Source organism: Streptomyces sp. cg40 (assembly GCF_050320165.1).
In the GTDB taxonomy this organism is placed as follows: domain Bacteria; phylum Actinomycetota; class Actinomycetes; order Streptomycetales; family Streptomycetaceae; genus Streptomyces; species Streptomyces hokutonensis.
This window is the reverse complement of sequence record NZ_CP190128.1, coordinates 1230924-1251999: the sequence shown is the minus strand read 5'-3', so window position 1 is coordinate 1251999 and position 21076 is coordinate 1230924. Positions and strand designations below refer to the sequence as shown.

The 21076-nt window shown below is 71.1% G+C and carries 17 protein-coding genes and 1 pseudogene; 6 read left to right on the top strand and 12 right to left on the bottom strand.

Features of this window, described 5'->3' with window-relative positions; all coding sequences use genetic code 11:
* Positions 1-8 precede the first annotated feature (8 nt).
* From ACQHII_RS05555 to ACQHII_RS05545, 3 genes are all read left to right on the top strand, one after another.
* Positions 9-782, top strand: a complete 774-nt coding sequence (locus ACQHII_RS05555; RefSeq protein ID WP_427918158.1) for an SDR family NAD(P)-dependent oxidoreductase — start codon at positions 9-11, stop codon at positions 780-782.
* Positions 783-864: 82 nt separating this feature from the next.
* Positions 865-2424, top strand: a complete 1560-nt coding sequence (locus tag ACQHII_RS05550) for an MFS transporter (protein ID WP_427918157.1) — start codon at positions 865-867, stop codon at positions 2422-2424.
* 81 nt (positions 2425-2505) lie between these two features.
* Entirely contained in the window at positions 2506-3228 is a 723-nt protein-coding gene (locus ACQHII_RS05545) for a GntR family transcriptional regulator (RefSeq protein ID WP_427918156.1), read from the top strand.
* Positions 3229-3267: 39 nt separating this feature from the next.
* On the opposite strand, the gene ACQHII_RS05540 is transcribed toward ACQHII_RS05545, so the two are convergent.
* The 4 genes and pseudogenes from ACQHII_RS05540 to ACQHII_RS05525 form a co-directional block, all read right to left on the bottom strand.
* Complete coding sequence (locus ACQHII_RS05540; protein WP_427918155.1) at positions 3268-3468, bottom strand: L-rhamnose mutarotase; 201 nt, start codon at positions 3466-3468, stop codon at positions 3268-3270.
* A gap of 14 nt (positions 3469-3482) precedes the next feature.
* A pseudogene (locus tag ACQHII_RS05535) lies at positions 3483-3683 on the bottom strand (sugar ABC transporter ATP-binding protein); the annotation flags it as partial.
* 329 nt (positions 3684-4012) lie between these two features.
* The gene (locus tag ACQHII_RS05530) at positions 4013-5101 is read right to left on the bottom strand and encodes a mandelate racemase/muconate lactonizing enzyme family protein (RefSeq protein ID WP_427918154.1); all 1089 of its coding nucleotides are present in this window, start codon (positions 5099-5101) and stop codon (positions 4013-4015) included.
* 39 nt (positions 5102-5140) lie between these two features.
* Entirely contained in the window at positions 5141-5356 is a 216-nt protein-coding gene (locus tag ACQHII_RS05525; RefSeq protein WP_427918153.1) for a hypothetical protein, read from the bottom strand.
* A gap of 556 nt (positions 5357-5912) precedes the next feature.
* Here ACQHII_RS05525 and ACQHII_RS05520 point away from each other — a divergent pair.
* The gene (locus tag ACQHII_RS05520) at positions 5913-6818 is read left to right on the top strand and encodes a helix-turn-helix domain-containing protein (RefSeq protein WP_427918152.1); all 906 of its coding nucleotides are present in this window, start codon (positions 5913-5915) and stop codon (positions 6816-6818) included.
* A gap of 28 nt (positions 6819-6846) precedes the next feature.
* Here ACQHII_RS05520 and ACQHII_RS05515 read toward each other — a convergent pair whose 3' ends face one another.
* From ACQHII_RS05515 to ACQHII_RS05480, 8 genes are all read right to left on the bottom strand, one after another.
* Positions 6847-7662 carry an SAM-dependent methyltransferase gene (locus tag ACQHII_RS05515; protein WP_427918151.1) on the bottom strand — a complete coding sequence of 272 codons (816 nt, stop codon included), beginning with the start codon at positions 7660-7662 and terminating at the stop codon, positions 6847-6849.
* A 190-nt stretch (positions 7663-7852) separates the two neighbouring features.
* Positions 7853-9022 carry an MFS transporter gene (locus ACQHII_RS05510; protein ID WP_427925235.1) on the bottom strand — a complete coding sequence of 390 codons (1170 nt, stop codon included), beginning with the start codon at positions 9020-9022 and terminating at the stop codon, positions 7853-7855.
* 545 nt (positions 9023-9567) lie between these two features.
* The gene (locus ACQHII_RS05505) at positions 9568-11325 is read right to left on the bottom strand and encodes a protein kinase domain-containing protein (protein ID WP_427918150.1); all 1758 of its coding nucleotides are present in this window, start codon (positions 11323-11325) and stop codon (positions 9568-9570) included.
* 215 nt (positions 11326-11540) lie between these two features.
* Complete coding sequence (locus ACQHII_RS05500) at positions 11541-12749, bottom strand: ABC transporter substrate-binding protein (protein WP_427918149.1); 1209 nt, start codon at positions 12747-12749, stop codon at positions 11541-11543.
* A 48-nt stretch (positions 12750-12797) separates the two neighbouring features.
* Positions 12798-15320 carry an ATP-binding cassette domain-containing protein gene (locus ACQHII_RS05495; protein ID WP_427918148.1) on the bottom strand — a complete coding sequence of 841 codons (2523 nt, stop codon included), beginning with the start codon at positions 15318-15320 and terminating at the stop codon, positions 12798-12800.
* 12 nt (positions 15321-15332) lie between these two features.
* Complete coding sequence (locus tag ACQHII_RS05490; RefSeq protein ID WP_427918147.1) at positions 15333-16202, bottom strand: branched-chain amino acid ABC transporter permease; 870 nt, start codon at positions 16200-16202, stop codon at positions 15333-15335.
* Between the two features lie 159 nt (positions 16203-16361).
* A complete protein-coding gene (locus tag ACQHII_RS05485) occupies positions 16362-17723 on the bottom strand; it encodes an FAD-dependent oxidoreductase (protein ID WP_427918146.1) in 1362 nt (453 codons plus the stop codon).
* Between the two features lie 142 nt (positions 17724-17865).
* A complete protein-coding gene (locus ACQHII_RS05480) occupies positions 17866-18939 on the bottom strand; it encodes an NAD(P)-dependent alcohol dehydrogenase (protein ID WP_427918145.1) in 1074 nt (357 codons plus the stop codon).
* Positions 18940-19000: 61 nt separating this feature from the next.
* Between ACQHII_RS05480 and ACQHII_RS05475 the strand changes: the two genes are divergently transcribed.
* Positions 19001-19795 (top strand): SDR family NAD(P)-dependent oxidoreductase, encoded by a 795-nt coding sequence (locus ACQHII_RS05475; protein ID WP_427918144.1) that lies wholly within the window; start codon positions 19001-19003, stop codon positions 19793-19795.
* Positions 19796-19912: 117 nt separating this feature from the next.
* The gene (locus ACQHII_RS05470) at positions 19913-20998 is read left to right on the top strand and encodes an acyl-CoA dehydrogenase family protein (RefSeq protein ID WP_427918143.1); all 1086 of its coding nucleotides are present in this window, start codon (positions 19913-19915) and stop codon (positions 20996-20998) included.
* Positions 20999-21076: the final 78 nt, after the last annotated feature.

Below are 21076 nucleotides of genomic sequence, written 5' to 3'. Positions count from 1 at the left end.
GAGGGCCAATGCACCCCAGCACGGACATCGCCCCGGCGAGCTCCCGGACTGCCGTGGTCACCGGAGCGGCCTCGGGGATCGGGCTCGCGGTCGCGCACCATCTGACCGCGGCAGGACACCGCGTGGCCCTGCTCGACCGGCGGGCCGAGGCCGTCGAGTCGGCCGCCGCCCGACTCCGGGAGACCGGCGCGGAAGCGACGGCCTACGCCTGCGACGTCTCCGACCGCGACGCGGTCGCTTCGGCGATCGAGGCGGTCCGCGAGGCGTACGGTCCGATCACCGTCATCGTGACGAGCGCGGGCGTCGAGACGTTCGCCCCCGTCACCGACATCACGCCCGATGCCTGGGAGCGGGTGCTGGCGGTCAACCTCACCGGCACGTTCACCTGTGTCCAGGCCGTCGTCCCCGACATGCGTGCGGAGAAGTGGGGACGGATCGTCACCATCTCGTCCTCCAGCGCCCAGCACGGCGCCCCGAACATGGCCCACTACGTCGCCGCCAAGGGGGGTGTCATCGCCCTGACCAAGGCGCTCGCCGTCGAACTGGCCGCGGAGGGGATCACCGCCAACACCGTCCCGCCCTCGATCGTCGACACCCCCATGGCCCGCGAGGCCGAGAAGCGCGGGGACTTCATCGGCGTCGACACCGTCGCCGGCATGACCCCGGTGCGTCGCGCCGGAACGCCGGACGACATCGCGGCCGCCTGCGCCTTCCTCTGCTCCGACCAGGCCGGATTCATCACCGGCCAGCAGATCGGCGTCAATGGCGGCTGGTACATGTGAGCGGGTCCGCTATACGCCATGTATGGTGAAGCGATGTCGCTATACGCGGTGTATAGCGAGCTGGTCGCTGGGGGTTCGTCGGATGAGCACGGCAGTGAACGGGGCGGGTCCCACGGAGACGTCCCCCGAGGCCCGTCGGAAGGTGCTGAAGGCGCTCAGCGGGCTGCTGCTCGCACTGTTCGTGTCGACCCTCAGCAGTACGGTCGTCTCCAGCGCGCTGCCGAAGATCATCGGGGCGGTGCACGGATCGCAGACCCAGTACACGTGGGTCGTCACCGCGACCCTCCTCACCACCACGGCGACGACCCCGATCTGGGGCAAGCTCGCCGACCTGTTCAGCAAGAAGACCCTCGTGCAGGCGTCCATCGCGGTGTTCGTGCTGGGCGCCGTGGCCTCCGGGGTCAGCCAGACCGCGAGTCAGCTCATCGCCTCGCGCGCCCTCCAGGGCGTCGGCGTGGGAGGTGTGCAGGCCCTCGTCCAGATATCCCTGGCGGCGATGATCCCGCCCCGCGAGCGCGGTCGCTACAGCGGCTACCTGAGCAGTGTCACCGCGACCTCGACCATCGGCGGGCCGCTGCTCGGCGGGGTCATCGTCGACACCTCGTGGCTGGGGTGGCGGTGGTGCTTCTTCATCGGCGTGCCGATCGCCGTCGTATCCCTGTTCCTGCTCCAGCGGACGCTGAACCTGCCCGTCATCCGCCGTGAGAACGTCAGGATCGACTACCTGGGCGCGACCCTGATCGCGGTCGGCGTCAGTGTGCTGCTGGTGTGGGTGTCCTTCGTCGACAACTCCTTCGGCTGGGCCTCCTGGCAGACCGGGGCCATGGTGGGCGGCGGGCTGGCGCTCCTCGCCGTCGCCGTGTGGGTGGAGTCGCGGGCCGCCGAACCCGTCGTACCGCTCGGCATCGTGCGACAGCGGACGACGGCCCTGGCGATCGTCGGGAGCCTCGCCGTGGGTACGGCGATGTTCGGCGCTGCCGTCTTCCTCAGCCAGTACTTCCAGCTCAGCCGTGGGCACAGCCCGACCGAGGCCGGGCTGCTGACGATTCCGATGATGGCGGGCATCCTCGTCGCGTCCACCGTCGCGGGGCGGCTGATCAGCAGGACCGGGAAGATCAAGCCGTTCATCATCGTCGGCGCCGCCCTGCTCACGGTCGGCTTCGCCGGTCTCGGCACCCTCGACTCCAGGACGCCGATCCTCCTGCTGAGCGTGGAGATGCTCTGCGTCGGGATGGGCGTCGGGATGACGCTGCAGAACCTGGTGCTCGTCGTGCAGAACACCGTGCCGCTGAAGGACATCGGCGCGGCCAGCTCCACGGTGTCCTTCTTCCGCTCGCTCGGCGGCACGATCGGTGTCTCGGTGCTCGGCGCCGTACTCGCCCGGCACGTCCAGGACCAGGTCGCGCACGGTCTCGCCGACGCGGGACTGCGGAGCACCGCCACCGGATCGGACGCCGTCGCCGTGCGGGAGATCGTCCGCGTGGCCTACGGCGACGCCACCGCGCAGATCTTCCTGCTCTCCGCCGGGGCGGCCCTGCTCGCGGTGATCGCCGCGATCCTGCTGAAGCCGGTCAGCCTGCGCAGCAGCCTCGACCTGACCGAAAAGAGCGGGGAAGCGGCGGTGCCGGCGGAGGCGGGGTGACCCGGATCCCGGGCGTCCCGCTCCGTCCACCCGGCACTGGCTAAACTGGGCGGCCACAGCGAGCCTGGAGGGGGAGTGGGGATGCCGCCGCACAGCCCTTCCGTGGCCGGGGTTCCGGACGAGGGCGACGAGCTGAGCGTGGCGCCCGTCCGGCAGGCGCTGTCGGACAGTGTGTACGAGAGCGTCAAGGCGAAGGTCATGGACCACGAGATCGCCCCCGGCGCACGCGTCGGCATCGATTCGCTGGCCCGCACGCTCAAGGTCTCGCCCACCCCCGTCCGCGAGGCGCTCGCCCGGCTGGAGTCCGAGGGCCTTGTCGTCAAGCGCGCGCTCTCCGGATACCGGGCCACGCAGTTGCTGACCCGCCGGGGCCTTGAGGAACTCTTCGAGATGCGGCTGCTGTTGGAACCCAGGGCGGCGGCGCTCGCCGCCGTGAACGCCACCGAGCCGCAACTCGACGGCCTGGAGCGGATCGTCGAGGAACTCCAGGCCCACCCGAGCCCCAAGGGCCGGTACGCGTCCTACCGCGACTTCGCCGCTCTCGACCAGCGGTTCCACGAGGCGATCGGACAGGCCACCCACCGGCCGCTGCTCGCGGACGCGGTGGAGAGGCTCCACGCCCATCTGCACATCTTCCGGCTCAGCAAGGTGGTCGGCGCCGAGGGCCCGACCGTCGCGGAGCACGAACGGATCGTCCGCGCCATCCTGCGCCGTAACCCCGAGCGGGCCGCCGAGGCCATGACGGAACACCTCACCCGGAGCCTGGAACGGCAGCTCGACGACGGCGGGGAGCCTGTCGCCTGAACGGCCTTTGCGGCAGACGGAGTTGGGGGCTCGCTCCCGTCATTCCATGAGGAACACCTGCTTCGCCGTGGCCCGCCACTCACCGGGCGCCGCCTCCGGCACGGGCACCTGGCAGGGAGCGGTGAGCTGCCACCACCGCCGGGTCGCCTCGTCCTCGGGTATCGCGGCCAGGTCCGCCGCGAGATCGTCTCGGCGCAACTCCCGGTATTCGTCCGGCAGTTCCGGGCGTACGGTGATCACCCGGGCCACCCGCCTTATGAGCGCACCGCGTCGCGGTCGTGGATCAGGCGGATGACCCGGCCGCTCACCCGGTCGTAGTCACGGTCGTTGTCGATCTCGCCACGCACGCGGTGGTCCGTCATGACGACGATGCGGTCGGCGAGGGTGATCATCTCCGCGAGGTCGCTGCCGATGAGGAGGATGGGCAGGCCGTCGGCGGCCAGGCACAGGAGCAGGCCCACCTGTATGGGGACGCCGAGACGGTCGTAGCCGAGGCCCGCGAACAGTGCGCCGAAGGCCGCCATGCGGCCGACCGCGAGGTTCATGTGGCCCACCGACAGGGCGACCATCTGGGCGAGTGCGACCACGGTCAGGGTGGCGACGTCCCGCAACAGGGGGAAGAGCACCAGCCGTTGGTCCAGGAACGCCGGGCGCAGCGCGCCGAACAGGACACTGAGCGCGATCACCAGGAGCAGCAGGCCGAGGCGCTGGTTGACCCAGAACGGCAGGCGGCGCGGGACCGTTCGCTGCTCCGGGACGGTGTCCGGCGGGCCGACGGCGGTCGTCACGACACCCTCCGGTCGTCCAGCGCGTCCGGGTCCCAGTCGATGCCGATGCCCGGTACGTCCGGGGCCACCGCCATGCCGTCCCGGATGGTCAGCCCGGTCCGGGTCACCGCCCTCAACTGCGGTATGTACTCGACGTATTGGCCGTTGGGCACCGCCGCGGCCAGACTGACGTGCAGTTCCATCAGGAAGTGCGGGCAGACCATGACGTTGTGGCTCTCCGCCAGGTGCGCGACCTTCAGCCACGGCGTGATGCCGCCGATCCGGGCCGCGTCGACCTGCACGACGGAGGCGGCGCCGGACTCCAGACAGGAGCGGAACTGCATCAGCGAGTACATGGACTCGCCCACGGCGACGGGGATGCGGGTCGCCGCCGCGAGCCGGACGTGCCCGCTGATGTCGTCCGCGGGCAGCGGCTCCTCCAGCCAGTACGGGTCGTACGGCTCCAGCGCCGCCGCGAGCCGCAGCACCGAGGAGCCCGTCTGGGACTGGTTGGCGTCGGTCATGATGTGCAGCGAGGGGCCGACCGCCTCGCGTACGGCACGCAGCCGTTCCGCGTCCTCGGCGGGGTGCGGCTTGCCCACCTTGATCTTGACGCCCGCCCAGCCCGACTCCTGGGCGCGCAGGGCGCCTTTGACCAGTTCCTCGGTGCTCAGATGGAGCCAGCCGCCCTCGGTGTCGTAGACCGGCACCTCCTGGCGGTGGCCGCCGGCCAGTCGCCACAGGGGCTCGCCCGTCCGCCTGGAGCGCAGGTCCCACAGGGCGGTGTCCACGGCGGCGAGGGCGAGCGAGGTGATGGCTCCGGTGGTGGTCGCCCGGGTCAGCGCGAACAGCCGCTGCCACAGCGCCTCGATGTTGCGGGCGTCCTGCCCGACGAGGGCGGGCAGTAAGTGGTCGCGCAGCAGCGCCAGTACGGACGTGCCGCCGGTGCCGATCGTGTAGGAGTAGCCGGTTCCGGTGGCGCCGTCCCAGGTCTCCACGTCGACCAGGATCGTCTCCTGTTTGACGAACGACTGCACGGCGTCGGTGCGGTCCTGCTCCACGGCGATGTCGACCAGCCTGGCGGTCGCGGTCGTGATGATGCTCATCCGGCGGTTCCGATTTCTGTCGTGTGGATTGGGGTGCGGTCAGCCGCAGTTGAGGATCCTGTCGGCGAACCGCTGCTTCAGCTCTGCCGTCTTCGTCTGCCGGGCGGTGTCGTAGGCCGAGACGTTCGCCTTGTCGACGACGAACGAGCCGGAGTCCACCCGCACGCCGGGATCGCGCACGGTGCGCTGCTTCGTCTGGAGGAGCGCCAGGGCCCAGGTGCCGATCTCGGCCTGGCCGACCGGGTTCTGCACCACGGTCGCCGTGACCGTGCCACTCGGCCGTCTCGTCGAACGCTACGGCGCCGAGGCCATAGGTCTTCCTTGCGGCGGCGCCCGCGGTCCTCCAGGGCTGGAAGTAGGGATGGGTGTCGCCCGGGACGAGGGCGACCTTGGTCCCGGAACCGTCCACGAGATCGGTGCCGCCGCCCGTCCGCGCGGCCGACGAGGCCGAACCGCCGTACTGGGTAGCCGAGTTGCGGTAGGTGCAGGCCGTCGTCCCGGCACCGAGCAGTACGACGGCGACAACGCCGGGCAAGACGGATCTGGTGGGGAAGGGCATGCCCGAACCTCGCCAAATCAAATAGGAAATGGATGCGGCGATCGTGGGGCAGTAACCCTTGTGCGTCAAGGGTTGCGGCAGCGGCAGGCGGTGTTGGGGGCATCCCTGGTCTTTGGAACGCCCGAAGGCCTAGAAAATCGTATAGGAAAGCAAACTCTTGAGCACGGCGAGTCGACAGCCAAGAGCGCCTAGGATGACTGGCCGTAGCGTTCGTCCCCACACAACGTCGCGTGCACCGCAGGGAGTTCGACCATGGGTTCCGACGAGGCCTTAACCACACTGCCCGACAGCGCGCTCCTGGACGGCCGTTCGGCCGGCCCCATGGTGCCGCGTCTGGTCCTGGGCGCGCGGCTGCGCGAACTGCGGGAAGCGCGGCAGATCTCCCGTACGGCGGCGGGCGAGGTCATCCGTGCGTCAAGGTCCAAGATCAGCCGGATGGAGGCGGGCCGGCACGGATTCAAGCTGCGTGACGTGACCGACCTGCTCACGCTCTACGGCGTCCGGGACGAGGGCGAGCGGGCCACCCTGCTGACCCTGGCGGAAGAGGCCAACGCCCCTGCCTGGTGGCAGTACTTCAACGATGTGGTGCCGACCTGGACGCAGTCCTACCTCGGGGCCGAACAGGCGGCGAGTCTCATCCGCTGCTTCGAAGTCCAGCGCGTGCCGCAGCTGTTGCAGACCCCGGACTACGCGCGTGCCTCCCTGCGGCTGGCCCACTCGGAGGCCCGCGGGGAGGAGCTCGACCGGCGGGTCATGCTGCGGATGACCCGTCAGCGGATCCTGCGCCGGCGGCCGGCGGCGCAGCTGTGGGCCGTGATCGACGAGGCGGCGCTGCGCCGGCCGGTGGGCGGCATCCGTACGATGCGCGCCCAGCTGAGGCATCTCATCGAGATCTGCCGGCTGCCTCAAGTCACCGTCCAGATCATGCCGTTCCTCGCCGGCGGCCACGCCGGGGAGGCCGGCCCGGTGACGATCCTGCGGCTGCCCGGCGGCCGGCTGCCCGACATGGTCTACCTCGAACAGCGCGTCACGGCCCTCTATCCCGACCGGCCCAGCGAGATCGAGTGCTACTGGGACGTCATGAACCGCCTGGTGGTCGAGGCGGAATCGCCGGAGGAGACTCCGACGATCCTGCATCGCATCCTTCAGGAGACCTGAGCCGGGATGTGGGCCGGGCCGGGCGGCGTCAGCGTTTGAGGGCGACGCCGCCGTACTGGTGGACCTCCGCGGGCAGGCCCCAGGCGCTGTCGTCGGGACGCCAGCGCGAGCACGAGGCCACGCCCGGCTCCAGCAGTTCCAGGCCCTCGAAGAAGCCCTCGATCTGCTCGGGGCTGCGAAGGATGTACGGGATCGAACCGCCCTCGTTGTACTGCCGGATGGCGTCGACGTAGGCCTCGCTCGTGCTGGTGCTGTCGTACTGCACGAAATAGCTGCCGGCGGGCAGGGCCGCCACCAGTCGCCGCACGATCGAGCGGGCCTCGTCGTAGTCCTCGATGTGGCCCAGGATGCCCATCAGCATGAGCGCGACGGGCTGGTCAAAGTCCAGTGTCTTCGCCGCCTCCCGCACGATGGTCTCGGGGTCGCGCAGGTCGGCGTCGACGTAGTTGGTGACGCCCTCCGGGGTGCTGGTGAGCAGGGCGCGGGCGTGTGCCAGCACCAGTGGGTCGTTGTCGACGTAGACGATGCGGCTCTCGGGGGCCACCCGCTGGGCGATCTCATGGGTGTTGTCCACGTTGGGCAGCCCGGTGCCGACGTCCAGGAACTGCCGGATGCCCTCCTCGGAGGCCAGGTGACGCACGGCGCGGGCGAGGAAGTAGCGGGCGGCACGGGCCCCGGTCTCGATGCCGGGGAAGATCTCGCGGAAGGCGTCTCCGGCGACGCGGTCCACTTCGTAGTTGTCCTTGCCCCCTAACCAGTAGTTCCAGATCCGGGCCGACTGCGGCACCGTCGTGTCGAACTTGGAGAGCGCTTCCTGCTCGGAGCCGGCTGCCTCGTCCGTCATGGTCACTCCTGTGTGTACGTGGTGAGAACCACCGTGGTCACAGCCACCGTGGTGAGAGCCACGAAACCGTCGAACACCGGTCGTGGAGGCCCACGTTATTCCCCCACGCCTCGACACATGCGCCCCGCCGGTCCCAACCGCCCTGGTTCGGCCGCCCGTTGGCTTGTTTGCCACCTCGGGCGAACGGGAGTCAACGTTCTGCCGCGTGCCGTGTGAGGAATCCGATGAGCGCGGCCGTGGCGGCGAGGACGGCCACGCTGGTGAGGGCGGCGGGCAGCGAGTACCAGTCCGCCATGAAGCCGATTGCGGGCGGTCCCAGGAGCATGCCGCCGTAGCCGAGGGTGGAGGCGATGGCGACTCCGTCGGGACCCGCGAGGGTGCCGGCGCGTTCGACGGCGACGGGGAAGAGGTTGGCCAGGCCGAGCCCGGTGATCACGAAGCCGAGGACGGCCGCCCACAGGGTGGGCGCGAGCGCGCCCAGCAGCATGCCCGCGGCGGCGGTCGTGCCGCCGGCCACGAGAGTGCGGGTCCGGCCGAGCCGTTCGAGCAGCCGGGTGCCGCTGAGCCGGCCGGCGGTCATGGCCAGCGCGAAACAGGAGTAGCCGATGGCGGCGGCACCTGCGGTGGCGTCGAGGTCCTGCTGAAGATGCAGGGCGCTCCAGTCGGCGAGGGCGCCTTCGCCGAAGGCCGTGCAGAGGGCGATCAGGCCGAAGGTGACGACGAGGCCGCGGGTGCGGGTGTCGAGGCGGCGGGGCGCGGCCTCCTCCTTCGGCGCGTCCTCGTGCGGTGCCGGGGGCTGGAGGCGGAGCAGGGGGCGGCCGATCAGGGCGGTGACGAGGAGGCCGAGCACCGTGAGGCCGAACAGGTGCTGCGTGGGGGTCAGGCTTCCTGCGACCAGTCCGCCGAGGCCGGCGCCGACCATGCCGCCGAGGCTGAACGCGGCGTGGAAGCTGGGCATGATCGGCCGCCGCATGGCCCGGACCAGTTCGACCGCCGCGCTGTTGAACGCGACATTGATCCCTCCGTAGGCGGCGCCGAAGACCAGCAGCACGAGGCCGAGGGTGGGCGCGGAGTGGGTGAGTGGCGGGAGGGAGACGCTGAGGGACAGCAACACGGCGCAGACGACGGTGACTTGGTGGTTGCCGTAGCGGCGGCAGAGGCGGCCGGTGAGCATCATGGTGACGACGGCGCCGGCGCTGACGCCGAGGAGCGCGAGGCCGAGGGTGCCGGCGGAGGCGCCGGTCTGCTCCTTGATGGCGGGGATGCGGACGACCCACCCGGCGAAGATGAAGCCGTCGAGGGCGAAGAAGGCGGTCAGGACGGCTCGGAGCCGGGTGAGGTCGGTGGGGGCGCCCGGCACGGCGTTGTGCGTTCGGGGTTTGTTTATTTGCGGCACAAAAGCAGGTTAGGTGGGTGCTGTGGCTGGGGCAAGGGAGTCGGGGCGCGTTGAGGGATCGGCACGACACGTGGTGGCTTTGTGCGCGGTGCCCACTACCTTTCTTGTAGAGCCCGGTTTGGGTTCGTGGCCTCCAGGTCCGGTAGGACTCTTTGCCCCTGTCGTTGATGATCCGGGGGGTGCTGTCGCCGGTCCTGGTGGCACCGGCTGATCGCAGCTCACGATCCGCCGCGACCCGAAGGTCTTCACCAACGGTCCCTACGTACTCGGGTTCACATCCTCGTTCCGTATGGGCCAGCTTCTGCACCATGCGTTCGAGGCACCACACCCTGGGCCCGCAAGGACTCCGAGCAGGAACAGGCGGGCGTCTTCCTCGTCGGCATCCACGGCCGTCTCTTCGAGGTCCACGACGACTACCAGGTCGGTGAGCCCGTCGAGGGAGCGCATACGTCTCCGCCCCGTACACCTACGTCAAGACACCCCGCTGAACCATCCCTCCGGCAGGTGCGTCACTCCGAGCTGCGCAGGGCGAGCCAGGTCTCGCGGTCCACGACGCCGTCGGCGTCCAGCAGCCTGTCGCTCTGGAAGCTCCGCACCGCGGACTCGGTTCCGGCGCCGAAGTCGCCGTCCACGCCTGTGCTCCCGATGTCGTATCCGCGCTTCGTCAGTACGCACTGGACCTGGAGCACACGCTTGCCGCTGTCTCCCAGGCGCGTGCGTCCGTTGCCGCGGTAGTACGTGCAGTCCGAGATCCAGGCCGGGGTCGCGGGCTCTGTGGTGGGCGGACTGCTCGGAGACGACGAGGGAGTCGCGTCGGCCGGGGCGCCGGGATCGGGAGCTGAGGGAGTGGCGTGCACCGCCGGTGCGGCGGAGCCGGAATCCCCCGTATCCGTCGTCGCGCCGTTCGGGTTCGCGGCGCCGTCGACGCTCTTGCCGGACGCGGCTCTCGCGTCCGAGGCCCCGGGTGTCGGTGGTAGGACGGTGCCGCCCGGCACGGTGCGGCCGGTCGTCGTGGCGGATCCCGGGGCGGAAGCGGCGGGCGGAGCGTCATGGCGACTGAGCACGAAGCCCCCCGCGGCCACCGCGCAGACGGCGATGCCCACGACGACGGCCCGTACGGACTTCCGCCGTGCCCAGGTGCGGACCCGGCTCTCCTCTGGGCGTGCCGACGGTGTCCCGGAGGCGGCGTCGGCGGCCACCACCGGTGGTTCGGGAACGGACGGACCGGGCCGGGCGCCCTGCCCTGCCGGTGCCGACGGCATCGCCATCGGGCGATCGTCCGGAGACCGTAATCGGGCTCGGGACCCTACGGGGACGCGGTACAGCACCTCGTACGCCCGCTGCCGGGCCAGGAGTTGGCCGGCGAGCGGCTCCGGCCACACGGTCGTTCCGGCGCGTTCCCCGGCGGCAGCGGTCAAGTCCTGCCCTGTGGGCCGCCGTTCGGGCTCCTTGGCCAGGCAGGCGGTCAGCAGCGAGGCGAGTGCCGCGTCCGCGGCCGAGATCCCGGCGATCAGCTCGGGATCCGGCTCTTCGAACGCGACCCGGTGCATCACGTCCACTCCCGTACCGTCGCCGAACGGGGCACGCCCCGCCGCCGCGTACACCAGGGTCCCGGCGAGTGAGAACACGTCCGACGCCGTGTCGGACCTGCCGGTCCGCAAGTGCTCCGGCGACATGTAGGCCGGAGTTCCCACCCGGACACCCGTGCCGGTGATCGTGCTGGCGTCCATGGCCTTCGAAATACCGAAGTCGATCACATGCGCGCCCCCGACGGACAACAGCACGTTGGACGGCTTCAGATCCCGGTGCACGATCCCCGCGGCCGCGAGGTCGGCCAGCGCCTGCCCCAGCTCGGCCACCAGACGCCAGACCGCGGCCGTCTCCAGGGCGCCGTGCTCACGTACGGCATGCGCGAGATCGAGCCCCGGGAGGTACTCGGTGGCCATCCACAGCAACTCGTCCTGGAAGCCCGTGCCGCACAGTCGCGGTGTGTGCGAGGTGCTGACCCGTTCGTGCACCGAGGCTTCCCGCTCGAACCGGCGCCGGAAGTCCGGATCGTCCGCGTACTCCGGCCTGATCACCTTCACCGCGGCCAGACCGGGACCGCCGTCCGCCGGACGTGCGAGATAGACCCGTCCCATACCGCCGCTGCCGAGCAGCGCCAGCGGCACATAGGGGCCGATGTGGTCCGGGTCGCCGAGGCGCAGGGGTGAGGCACCGGTCTGCCGCACTGCGGCGGCCTCGTTCGTCGCCAAGTCCGGTGGCATCGGCCGCTGTTCTGACAAGGAACCCCCGAAGTGATGTGCGCCGTACGTCAGTTCGGCCCCAAGGAATCACGAGGCTAGCCGAGCGGTGGCGCGCGTTCTGGGTTTCCCGTACTTCCGTTCCCTCGCTGGGCTGTTGAGGACGGCTCGATCAGGCCTCCCTCCCTCCGTCGGGCGGACGTGAGTGCGCCCGACGGAGGGAGGCCTCCGGAGGGCGGTCAGTCGCGGGGCGGCGGAGTGTAGAAGTCGCCGACGGACGTCCAGACGCCGTTCTTCACGACCACGCGCTGCACACTGCGCGTCCCGAGGTGATCGCTCGCGCTGAACTTCATGACCGGTGACACCCCCGGGTCCACCGAGGACGCCTTCTCGTACGCGGCGGTGATGGCCTTGGACGTGACGGGCCCCTTGATGGTCTTCGCGATCTCGGCGAACACCTTCGCGTTGCTCCAGCCCCACAGCGCGAGGAACCCGGCGTCCTGACCGGGCTCGTACTTCGCCATCGCGGTCCGGAACTCCTTCACCGCGGGGTCGTCGTCGGACGGCGCCTTCACCAGTTGTACGGCCTTCAGACCCTCGGCGGCGTCCTTGGCCAGGGCGACCGTCGACTCGGCGGCCACCGGCGCGTAGGCGTAGGTGGGCAGGGACAGGCCCTGGAGCTTGGCCTCCTTGAGGAAGGCGGCGGCCTCCGGGGAGGTGAGGATCAGGACCACGGCCTGGGTCTTCGCGGCCTTCACCTTGCTGATCACGGGGGTGTAGTCGGTGGTCTGGTACTTGACCGGCAGCCGGTCGACCTCGACGGAGGGGTCGAGCTTCTTCGCGACCGGCTCCACCTGCTTGGCCACGTTCACGAACGCGGCCGGGTCACTGTGCACCACGAGGATCTTCTTCGCGCCGTCCTGCACGGCCCACGCGGCGATGGCCGCCGCCTGGTCCTCGTAGAGGGTTTGCGTGCCGAACAGGCCGGCGCGCGGCGGCTTGTACCAGGACTCGGTGCCGCCCACCTCGTTCACGACGGGCACCTTGGACTGGTTGAGGACGAAGGGGAAGGCCGCCTCGGCCTGCGAGGTGCCGTTCGCGTTGACGATGGCAACGACCTTGTCCTGACCGACCAGTTCGCGAGCGATCTGCACGGTCTGCTGCGGATCGGCCGCGTTGTCCTTGACGGTCCAGTCGATCTTGCGGCCGTTGACGCCCCCTTGGGCGTTGACCATCTTGAAGTACGCGTCGGCGCCCGCCTTCTCCCCTATGCCGTAGGTCGCGGTGGCGCCGGTGAGCGGGAGCCACGCGCCGATGTGGATCTCGGAGGAGCTGCCTCCGGCAGCCGTGGAGTCCTGGCCCGCACAGGCACTGGCGGTGAGCGCCACCGCGGCCAGGACGGCCATCGCGCCCAGGGCGCGGCGGGAATTTCTCTTGGTCCGGAACACGGTCCACCTCGTTCGGTACGGAGTTCGGTACGGAGTTCGTACGGGCTGTCAATTCACGGGTGAGGTCCGGGCGTTGTCCGCCGCGGTGGGTGCGGCTCCGAGGCCGCCGCTGAAGTAGGCCGCTTCCGCGAGGGCCGCGAACTCCGGGTCGCCGGGCCGCCCTTGCGCCGCGACGACGCCCTCGTGCAGGACGACCACCTCGTGGCACACGGACAGGGCGCGGCTGAGGAGCTGTTCGAGGAGGACGACGGTCAGCCCCTCGTGGGCCAGCCCGGTGAGCCGGTCGTACACCTCGTCGACCAGGGCGGGAGCCAGTCCGAGGGCCGGTTCGTCGACGATCAGGACGTCCGGGGCGCCGATCAGGGCCCGGGCGATGGCGAGCATCTGCTGCTCCCCGCCGGACAGCCCGCCGGCGGACGCCGACATCCGGTCCCGCAGCCGGGCCGGCAGCCACTCGACGGTCTCCTCCAGCCGTTCGCGCAACGCGCCGCCGGTGATGCCCGCCGCGTACGCCGCGACCTCGAGGTTCTCGCGCAGGGAGAGCGTCCTGAACAGGGCCCGCCCCTCCGGCGCCAGACCGGTCCTGACGACTCCGCCCGACTGCCGCTCCCCGCGCGCCGGTTCGAGCGATCCGTGCAGGATCCCGGCCAGCGTGCTCTTGCCCGCGCCGTTGGCTCCGGCGATGCCCAGCACCGCCCCCTGGCGGACATCGAGATCCACGTCCCGCAGCGCGACCACCCCGCCGTAGCTGTGGCCGACCCCGTGCAGGCGGATCATGCTCCGTTCACCCACGTGCTCGGGCGGCCGGGTCCTGGTGCCGACCGTTCCCAGGTACGACGACCGCACCTTCGGGTCCTTCAGCACGGTGTCCGGGGTGCCCTCGCCGATCGTGCGGCCGAAGTCGAACGCGAGCACACGGTGCGCGACGGCGAACAGGTCGTCGAGGACGTGGTCGATGATCACCACGGCGGTGCCGTCGGCGTGCAGCCGCCTGATGTGCCCTGCCAGCAGCGCGCGTTCGCCCGCGTCGAGGCCGCCGAACGGTTCGTCCAGGACGAGCAGTTCGGGCCGCTCGGCCATCGCACGCGCCAGGTCGAGGCGCTTCTGGAGACCGAACGGCAGCTCCTTCGGGTGCCGTTCGGCCACCTCCGCGAGACCGACGGAGCGCAGCAGCCGCGTGACGTCGGCCCGGTGCCCGGCGGTGATCCGCCGGCGGGTGCACAACACGTTCTCCGCGACGGTGAGTTCGGAGAACACCTCCGCGTGCTGGAACGTACGGCCGATCCCCAGCCGCCGCCGCGCGGTCGCCCTCGCTCCCAGCAGCGGCTGCCCGCCGAAGTCGGCCCTCCCGCTCACCCGGCCGTTGCCGGTGAGCCCGGAGAGGACGTTCAACAGGGTGGTCTTTCCCGCCCCGTTGGGCCCGATGACCGCCAGGATCTCGTTCCGACGGAGCGTCAGAGAGGCGTCCTCCAGGGCCTTCAGCCCGCCGTAGGAGACCGACACGTGCTCCAGGCGCAGCAGTTCGGGTCCGTCGCCGGCGCTCTCGGACGCCGGCGGTGGAGGCGTCGGATCCGTCAACTCCTCCGACGGTGACGTGCGTTGAGCGCTCGACCGGCGCAGGACGCGTCCCGCGAGCCCGCCGAGGAACGGCACGACCCCGCCCGGCAGGAAGAGCAGCACCGCGATCAGCACGAGGCCCTGCACGACCGGCTGGGGCAGTCCCACGGCGGACGAGAGCGAGGGGTTCCAGGTCAGGTAGATGCCGCCGGCCACCGCGCCGACGATCGTGCCGACCCCGCCGAGCACACAGGCCGCGATCAGCGAGATGCCGAACGTCAGCGAGAAGGGATCCGGGCTCACGAACCCGGTGAGCAGTCCCAGCAGCACACCCGCGAAGCAGGTGCAGGCCCCGCTCACCGCGAACGACAGAGCCGACTGCGCCTCCGGCGCGATGCCGATCGTACGGGCCGCCAGGGGATGCGACTTGGCGGCCACCAGGCGCATCCGCAGCCCGGAGGCGGCGGCCGGTACGGCCAGCGCGAGGACGACGGACGCGGCGCCGACCGCGAGGTACTGGGTCTCGGTGCCGCCGCCCGCGAGGGTGCCGAGGCCGAGGGCGCTGCGCAGCTGGACCACCGGGACTCCCTGGTCGCCGCCGGTCACACTGCTCCAGCGGTTGATCAGCTCCAGGGTCACCGTGGTGAACGCGAGGGTCAGCAGGGCGATGTAGAGCACCGAGAACCGGGCGCCCGCGTATCCGAGGAAGGCGCCGAGCGCGGCACCGGCGGCGACCGCGCCGAGCGCCACCGTTTCCAGCGACCAGCCGTGACCGCTGCCGTACGCGGCGAAGTAGGCGCCGATGGCGAAGAACGCGGGGTGGCCCACCGACCAGATGCCGGACCAGCCGGCGAGCAGGCCGACCGACAGGATGACGATCGTGTACACGGCCGCGAGCCCCACCGAGTACATCTGGTACGCGGGGATCGCGCCGGAGGCCATGAACGCGATGAGTACCGCGCCGGCCGCCGGGCCGAGGGCGGCCCGTGCCAGGAGGGAACGGTTGAAGACCATGGATGCGACCCCTCAGACCCGTTGGAAGGTGCGGGTGCCGAACATGCCCTGCGGGCGGATCAGCAGCACCAGCACGGTGAAGGAGAAGACGAACGTGTCCCGGAAGCTGGCGGAGACGTAGTTCGCCGCCAGGTTGTCCAGGACGCCGATCGTCAGCCCGCCGAGGACGGCGCCGTACATGCTGGTCAGGCCGCCCAGGAAGATTCCGGCGAAGGCGCGGAAGAGGGGCGCGACCAGCGCGGTGGGCACCAGACCGGACCGCGGTGCGTAGAGGCAGGCGGCGAGTGCGGCGAGACCCAGGCCGAGCGCCCAGGAGATCCGGGCCAGCCGCTGCGAACTCAGGCCGACCACTCGGGCGGTCTCCGCCGACTCGGCCGCGGCGCGCATCGCCGAGCCGAGCGTCGTGCGGGCGAAGAGATAGCCGACCAGGGCCATCGCCACGGCGGCCACGGCGATCGTCAGCAGGCTCTGGGCCGGCACCGCCGCCCCCGACCAGCGCACCGTCCCGTCGACCAGGCTCGGAAAGGCCTTGGGCTGGTCGCCCCAGACGGACCCGGCCACGTTCTCCGCGACCAGGGAGACGCCCATCGTGACGACGAGCGCGGAGAACAACTGGCCCTGTCCCAGCGGCCGGATCACCGTCTCCCGGACGAGGAGGCCCGCCACGACCGTGATCACGACGGCGGCGAGGACGCCGAGGACCGTGGCCACACCGCGGTCGTGCAGCGAGAGCGCCACGTACAGGCCCAGGGTCGCGAGTGACGCCATCGCGAAGTTCACGACGTCCGTGGCCCGGTAGATGATGACCAGCCCGAGGCCCATGAGGCCGTAGACGGCTCCACTGGCCACACCGCTCACCAGGACGAGCAGGAACTGACTCACAGTCCCTCCTTCGGGGAAGAGCGCGTTCGCGCCACATGTGCGGGAAGCATGATCGCCTCACAAGAGAGTCAAAGTGAACTCACTTCAGTAAGCTAGGCACTGTCGCGCCGGAGGGGCAAGCCTCGTGCACGGGATTTGTGCCGGGCGCCCCAGGCGGACTCAGTGCCCGGTCGCCGACGGTGACTCGGTGAGCGCGGTGCGTGCCGCCGTCAGACCGAAGACCAGCGCGGGGGCGAGACCGCCCGCGTAGGCGCGCCGGTACAAGCCACCCGCGTCGGCGCCGGCCGCCAGCAGGCCCGGGACCGGCACCCGTCCGTCCGAGGCCGCCGACAGGGCGTGCGCCCCGGCGTCGATCAGCAGGCCGCCGAAGGTGAACGTGATCGCCGGGGCCGCCTCGACGACGTAGAACGGCGGTTCGTCCAGGGGGCGTTGGTCGAGGGCGCGGCCGGGAGTCGGGCTGCTCTTCGCGCTCGCGGTGTCGTTGAACTCCTCGATCCGGTCACGGATCGTCGCACCGGGATAACCCCACTCCTCCGGCATCGAGGCGAAGTCCTCCAGGCTGTCCGCCACCGCACACCGGGCACCGGCCCGATGGCACAGCTGGAACTTGTCCACGCCGGGGATGCCCTCCACGTACGAGGCGCTGATCCACTCCCGGTGCACCCGCGCGTCGGCCACCAACAGGCCGCGCGCCTCCGGTCGTTCGAGCAGCGCCATCGCGGTGAGATGGTCGCCGACCGTCTCGTCGACGAAGCGCTCGCCCGTGGTGTCGAACAGCAGGGCGTGCTCGCTGTAGTAGAGCGCCAGGTCGACGAAGCGCGCCGGGTCGGCCAGCGAGACGCCGGCCGGCATCAGGTGGCCGTAGAACCCCGCGTCCTTCTTGCCGAAGGAGGCGCCCGCGGACCGGCCCAGCGTCAGGCCGTCGCCCCGGCTGTGCGGGTTGGCCCGCAGTCCGATGTCGGCGGCCCGGGGGTGGATGTGTTCGGCGCGCAGGTCAGGATCGCCCTGGAAGCCGCCGGTCGCGAGCAGTGTCCAGGTGGCCTCGATACGGCGCCGAGTTCCGTCCGGGAGCAGGACGTCCGCGCCCTTGACCACGCCGTCCTCCGTCACGAGGGACTTGGTCCAGGTGCCGGTCAGCACCTCCTGGCCCCGGTCACGGATCAGTCGCTCGCACGTGTCGAGGTAGTGGTTCGTGTCGAGCTGATGCCCCCGGCCGAAGCCGAGCACCGGCACCGGCGGACGGCAGTCCACGCCGAGCGACCGGATCCACGCCACGCCGTCGGAGAACCCGTCCAGCAGGGCGGCGGCCAGCTCCGGGTCGCCGTCCGGATTGACCCGGCGCATCTCCTCGACGGTCGGGGTCGTCCACACGAAACCGGCGAAGCGGGCGGACCCGCCGGTCCGTTCCGCCTTCTCCACCAGCACCACCGAGCCGCCCTCCGCGGCCACTCGGGCGGCGGCCGAGAGTCCGGCCATGCCACCGCCGATCACCAGCAGATCCACTGTCTCCGTGTCCGTCACGGGTCCCACCGCCTCTGTGTCGCCGACTGGAATGTGACGCTAATTGAACTCACTTCTGTAGTCGAGGGGGCGGACGGCGGAGGATGTGGTGGTGCGGGTTTCGGCCGTGGGGGCCGTCGGTCGGGTAGGCGGGGCGAGCGCGTCAGTCGGGTACCAGGACCGCACGCCCCCGGACGGCGCCGGACCGAAGCCGCTCGATCGCCTCCGCCGCGCTCGACAGCGGGAACCGCTCGACGCCGACCCTCAGCGCGCCTTCGCGTGCCAGTGAGGCGACCCCTTCCAGCTCGGGCAGCGTCCCCCAGAACGGCAGCGAGATCCGCGTTCCGGGCGGGAGCGCGCCGGGTTTGCGTACGGCCAGCTCGCCGCCGCCGCTGCCCACCACGGCCAGCTCGCCGCCCGCCCGCAGCACCGCCACCGCGAGCTCCAGGCTGGACCGGCTGCCGACGAAGTCGAGCACCGCCACCGCCCCGACGCCGCCCGTCCGGTCCCGCAGGACCCGCGCGGTGTCGGCCCGTGACAGCGTCCCGAAGTGCGCACCGCACTCGACGGCAAGGGCGAGCGCCTCCTCGCGCACGTCCACGGCCAGGATCCGCGCGGCCGTCGTGGCGCGCAGGATCTGCACGGCCAGGTGCCCCAGGCCGCCGATGCCGACGACCACCGCATGGGCGCCCGTGCCGTCGCCCAGGGCGCGCCGGACCATGGTCACCGCGTGATACGCGGTCAGCCCGGCGTCCGACAGGGGTGCCGCCTGCACGGGGTCCAGGTCGCCCACCGGGACCAGCAGTCGCCCGGACGGGACGAGCAGCAGGTCCGCCATCCCGCCGTCGCGCCCGAGCCCCGTTCCCGTGCCGACACGGTCGGCGTCCAGGGCCGGGCGCCGGTCGCAGTAGTTCTCCGCCCCGGCCGCGCAGCGCGCACAACTCCCGCAGCCCCAGGGGCCGTAGACGATCACCCGCTCGCCGACCGCCGGTCCCGTCGCCAGCGGGCCGCGTCGCAGCACCCGGCCCGCGACCTCGTGTCCGAGGGTGAACGGGAGCCGGTAGGGGAGGCCTCCCGGCCTGGCGTCGATGACATGGAGGTCCGAACCGCAGAGGCCGGCCGCCTCCACCTCGATCAGGACCTCCTCGTTCGTGGGAGTGGGGTGTGCCACCTCGGTGAGGACCGGTGGGCCGCCCCAGCGGGTCAGCCGGACCGCTCTCGCTGCGCCTGTTGACATACGTGCGACAGTAACAAAAATGAAGTCAGTTCAGGAGATGGATGTGGGGTGGTGACTGTGCATGGGCGGTGAACATGCGGGGCGGTTCGAGGGGCGGATCGCGCTCGTCACCGGCGCGGGATCCGGCATCGGCGCGGCGGTCGCCCGGCGACTCGCCGCGCAGGGTGCGAACGTCGTCGTCACGGATGTCGACGGCCCGGCGGCCGAGGCCGTCGCGAAAGGTCTGTCACGAGCACACGCGCTGGCGCTCGACGTGGCCGAACCGGCGCAGGTCGACAGCGTTTTCGACGAGGTCCTGCGGCGGCACGGGCGGCTCGACGTCCTGGTGCACGCGGCCGGTGTCGACGATCCCGTGGCCAAGGAGTGGATCGCCGAGGCGCTGGTCGCGGGGCGGTCCCCGGAGGTTACGGGGCGGCTCGGCGACGATGCGTGGCGCCGGGTGATGCGCGTCAATCTGGACGGCACGTTCCATGTGCTGCGCGCGGCTCTGCGGGTCATGGTGCCTCGCCGGTCCGGGGCCGTCGTCACGGTTGGTTCGTCCTCGGTCTTCGACACCCAGGCCGGCTATCCGCACTACGCGGCCTCGAAGGCCGGCGCGCACGCGGTGAGCCAGTCCGTGGCCAAGGAGGCGATCGCGTTCGGCGTTCGCGTCAACACGGTGGCGCCGGGGCCGACGGAGACGGGGATGGCGGCGCGGACGCCAGCGGCGCTTCGGCAGGGGTTCGCCGGTCCGGGGGCGCGTGCTTATGCCACGCCGGAGGAGATCGCCGATGTCGCTCTGTTCCTGGTGAGTGAGGAGGCGGCGAACTTGGTGGGGGCGGTGGTGCTCGCGAATGGGGGGCGGTTCACGGTTTGAGGGCTCAATCGGTTGTGGGCGGCTGCGGGTTCGTTGTGACTGGTCGCGCCCACGCGGCGGAGCCGCAAATCGATACGGCCCCGCGCCCCTTGGGGGGTTCGAGCTAGGGAGGTTGGGATGTTTCGGCTCGATATTGATCCAGCAGCGCTGGCGGAGACTGATGAGCAGCGCCAACTACGTGCGGTTCTAAGGGACTTGCTCGGCGAATCCCGCGGATCCGACCAGGTGCTCCGGGAGCGGCTCGCTCGTGAGATCGGGGTGCATGGGCTCGCGTTGCCCGAGGAGTACGGCGGGGCCGGGTATACGTACGCGGAACTGGCCGTTGCCCTGGAGGAGTTGGGGCGGGTTCTGTGTCCCGTGCCCCTGCTGACCACTGTCGTTCTCGCCGGGCACGCCCTGTTGGCGAGCGGTGATCAACAGGCCTGTGCGCGTTGGCTGCCGGGTATCGCGTCCGGCGAACTCACGGCCACGGTCGCCGGGTTCATGCACTCCGCCGACGTCATCGCCGAGCGCGGCCCCGACGGCTGGCTGCTGCGTGGGGACGCCGACTTCGTGCCCGGCGGAGAGAGCGCGGACCTGCTGCTGGTCAAAGCCCGCGCGCCTGACGGGGAGCGGCTGTTCGCCTGCGAGCCGGACGGAGCGACCTGTGACCGTACGGCTCGGAGGGTCCTCGATCCCACGCGGCCACAGGCAGTTGTGCGATTCCGGGGAGCGCGGGCCGAGCCCGTCGGTGAGGTGGGGCAGGCGGCGGAGGTCGTCGACGCAGTGCTCGACGCCGGCCGCGTCGCCCTGGCGGCCGAGCATGTCGGGGGCAGTGCGCACGCACTGGACGCCGTACTCGACCATGTCTCGCGGCGGACCCAGTTCGGGCGGGCCATCGGCTCGTTCCAGGCGGTCAAGCACCGGCTGGCGGATCTGCTCGTCGAGATCGAGGGGGCGCGCTCGGCCTCCGCGTACGCCGGCGCCTGCCTTGCCGCGGGAGCGCCGGAACTCCCGTTAGCCGCGAGCGCCGCGGCGGTCGTGTGCACCGGCGCCTACCGGCTCGCCACCACGGAATACGTGCAGCTCCACGGCGGTATCGGCTTCACCTGGGAGCACCCGGCCCATCTGTATCTGCGCCGGGCGCGGGCCGACGAGGCGCTGTTCGGCACGGGCGATGACCATCGGCTGCGCCTGGCCGGGCTGCTCGGTCTCGCCGGCTGATCGCTTCCCGGGCGATCGCTTCCCGATCCATTGGCAGGGGCATCCGTCCCATTGACAGGGGCATCCATCCGCCCACAG

Excerpts from the sequence above, each read along its gene's own strand:
- ACQHII_RS05555 (WP_427918158.1), top strand. The coding sequence starts at position 9 with ATGCACCCCAGCACGGACATCGCCCCGGCGAGCTCCCGGACTGCCGTG.
- ACQHII_RS05550 (WP_427918157.1), top strand. The coding sequence starts at position 865 with ATGAGCACGGCAGTGAACGGGGCGGGTCCCACGGAGACGTCCCCCGAG.
- ACQHII_RS05545 (WP_427918156.1), top strand. The coding sequence starts at position 2,506 with ATGCCGCCGCACAGCCCTTCCGTGGCCGGGGTTCCGGACGAGGGCGAC.
- ACQHII_RS05530 (WP_427918154.1), bottom strand. The coding sequence starts at position 5,101 with ATGAGCATCATCACGACCGCGACCGCCAGGCTGGTCGACATCGCCGTG.
- ACQHII_RS05520 (WP_427918152.1), top strand. The coding sequence starts at position 5,913 with ATGGGTTCCGACGAGGCCTTAACCACACTGCCCGACAGCGCGCTCCTG.
- ACQHII_RS05515 (WP_427918151.1), bottom strand. The coding sequence starts at position 7,662 with ATGACGGACGAGGCAGCCGGCTCCGAGCAGGAAGCGCTCTCCAAGTTC.
- ACQHII_RS05505 (WP_427918150.1), bottom strand. The coding sequence starts at position 11,325 with ATGCCACCGGACTTGGCGACGAACGAGGCCGCCGCAGTGCGGCAGACC.
- ACQHII_RS05495 (WP_427918148.1), bottom strand. The coding sequence starts at position 15,320 with ATGGTCTTCAACCGTTCCCTCCTGGCACGGGCCGCCCTCGGCCCGGCG.
- ACQHII_RS05480 (WP_427918145.1), bottom strand. The coding sequence starts at position 18,939 with ATGTCAACAGGCGCAGCGAGAGCGGTCCGGCTGACCCGCTGGGGCGGC.
- ACQHII_RS05475 (WP_427918144.1), top strand. The coding sequence starts at position 19,001 with ATGGGCGGTGAACATGCGGGGCGGTTCGAGGGGCGGATCGCGCTCGTC.
- ACQHII_RS05470 (WP_427918143.1), top strand. The coding sequence starts at position 19,913 with ATGTTTCGGCTCGATATTGATCCAGCAGCGCTGGCGGAGACTGATGAG.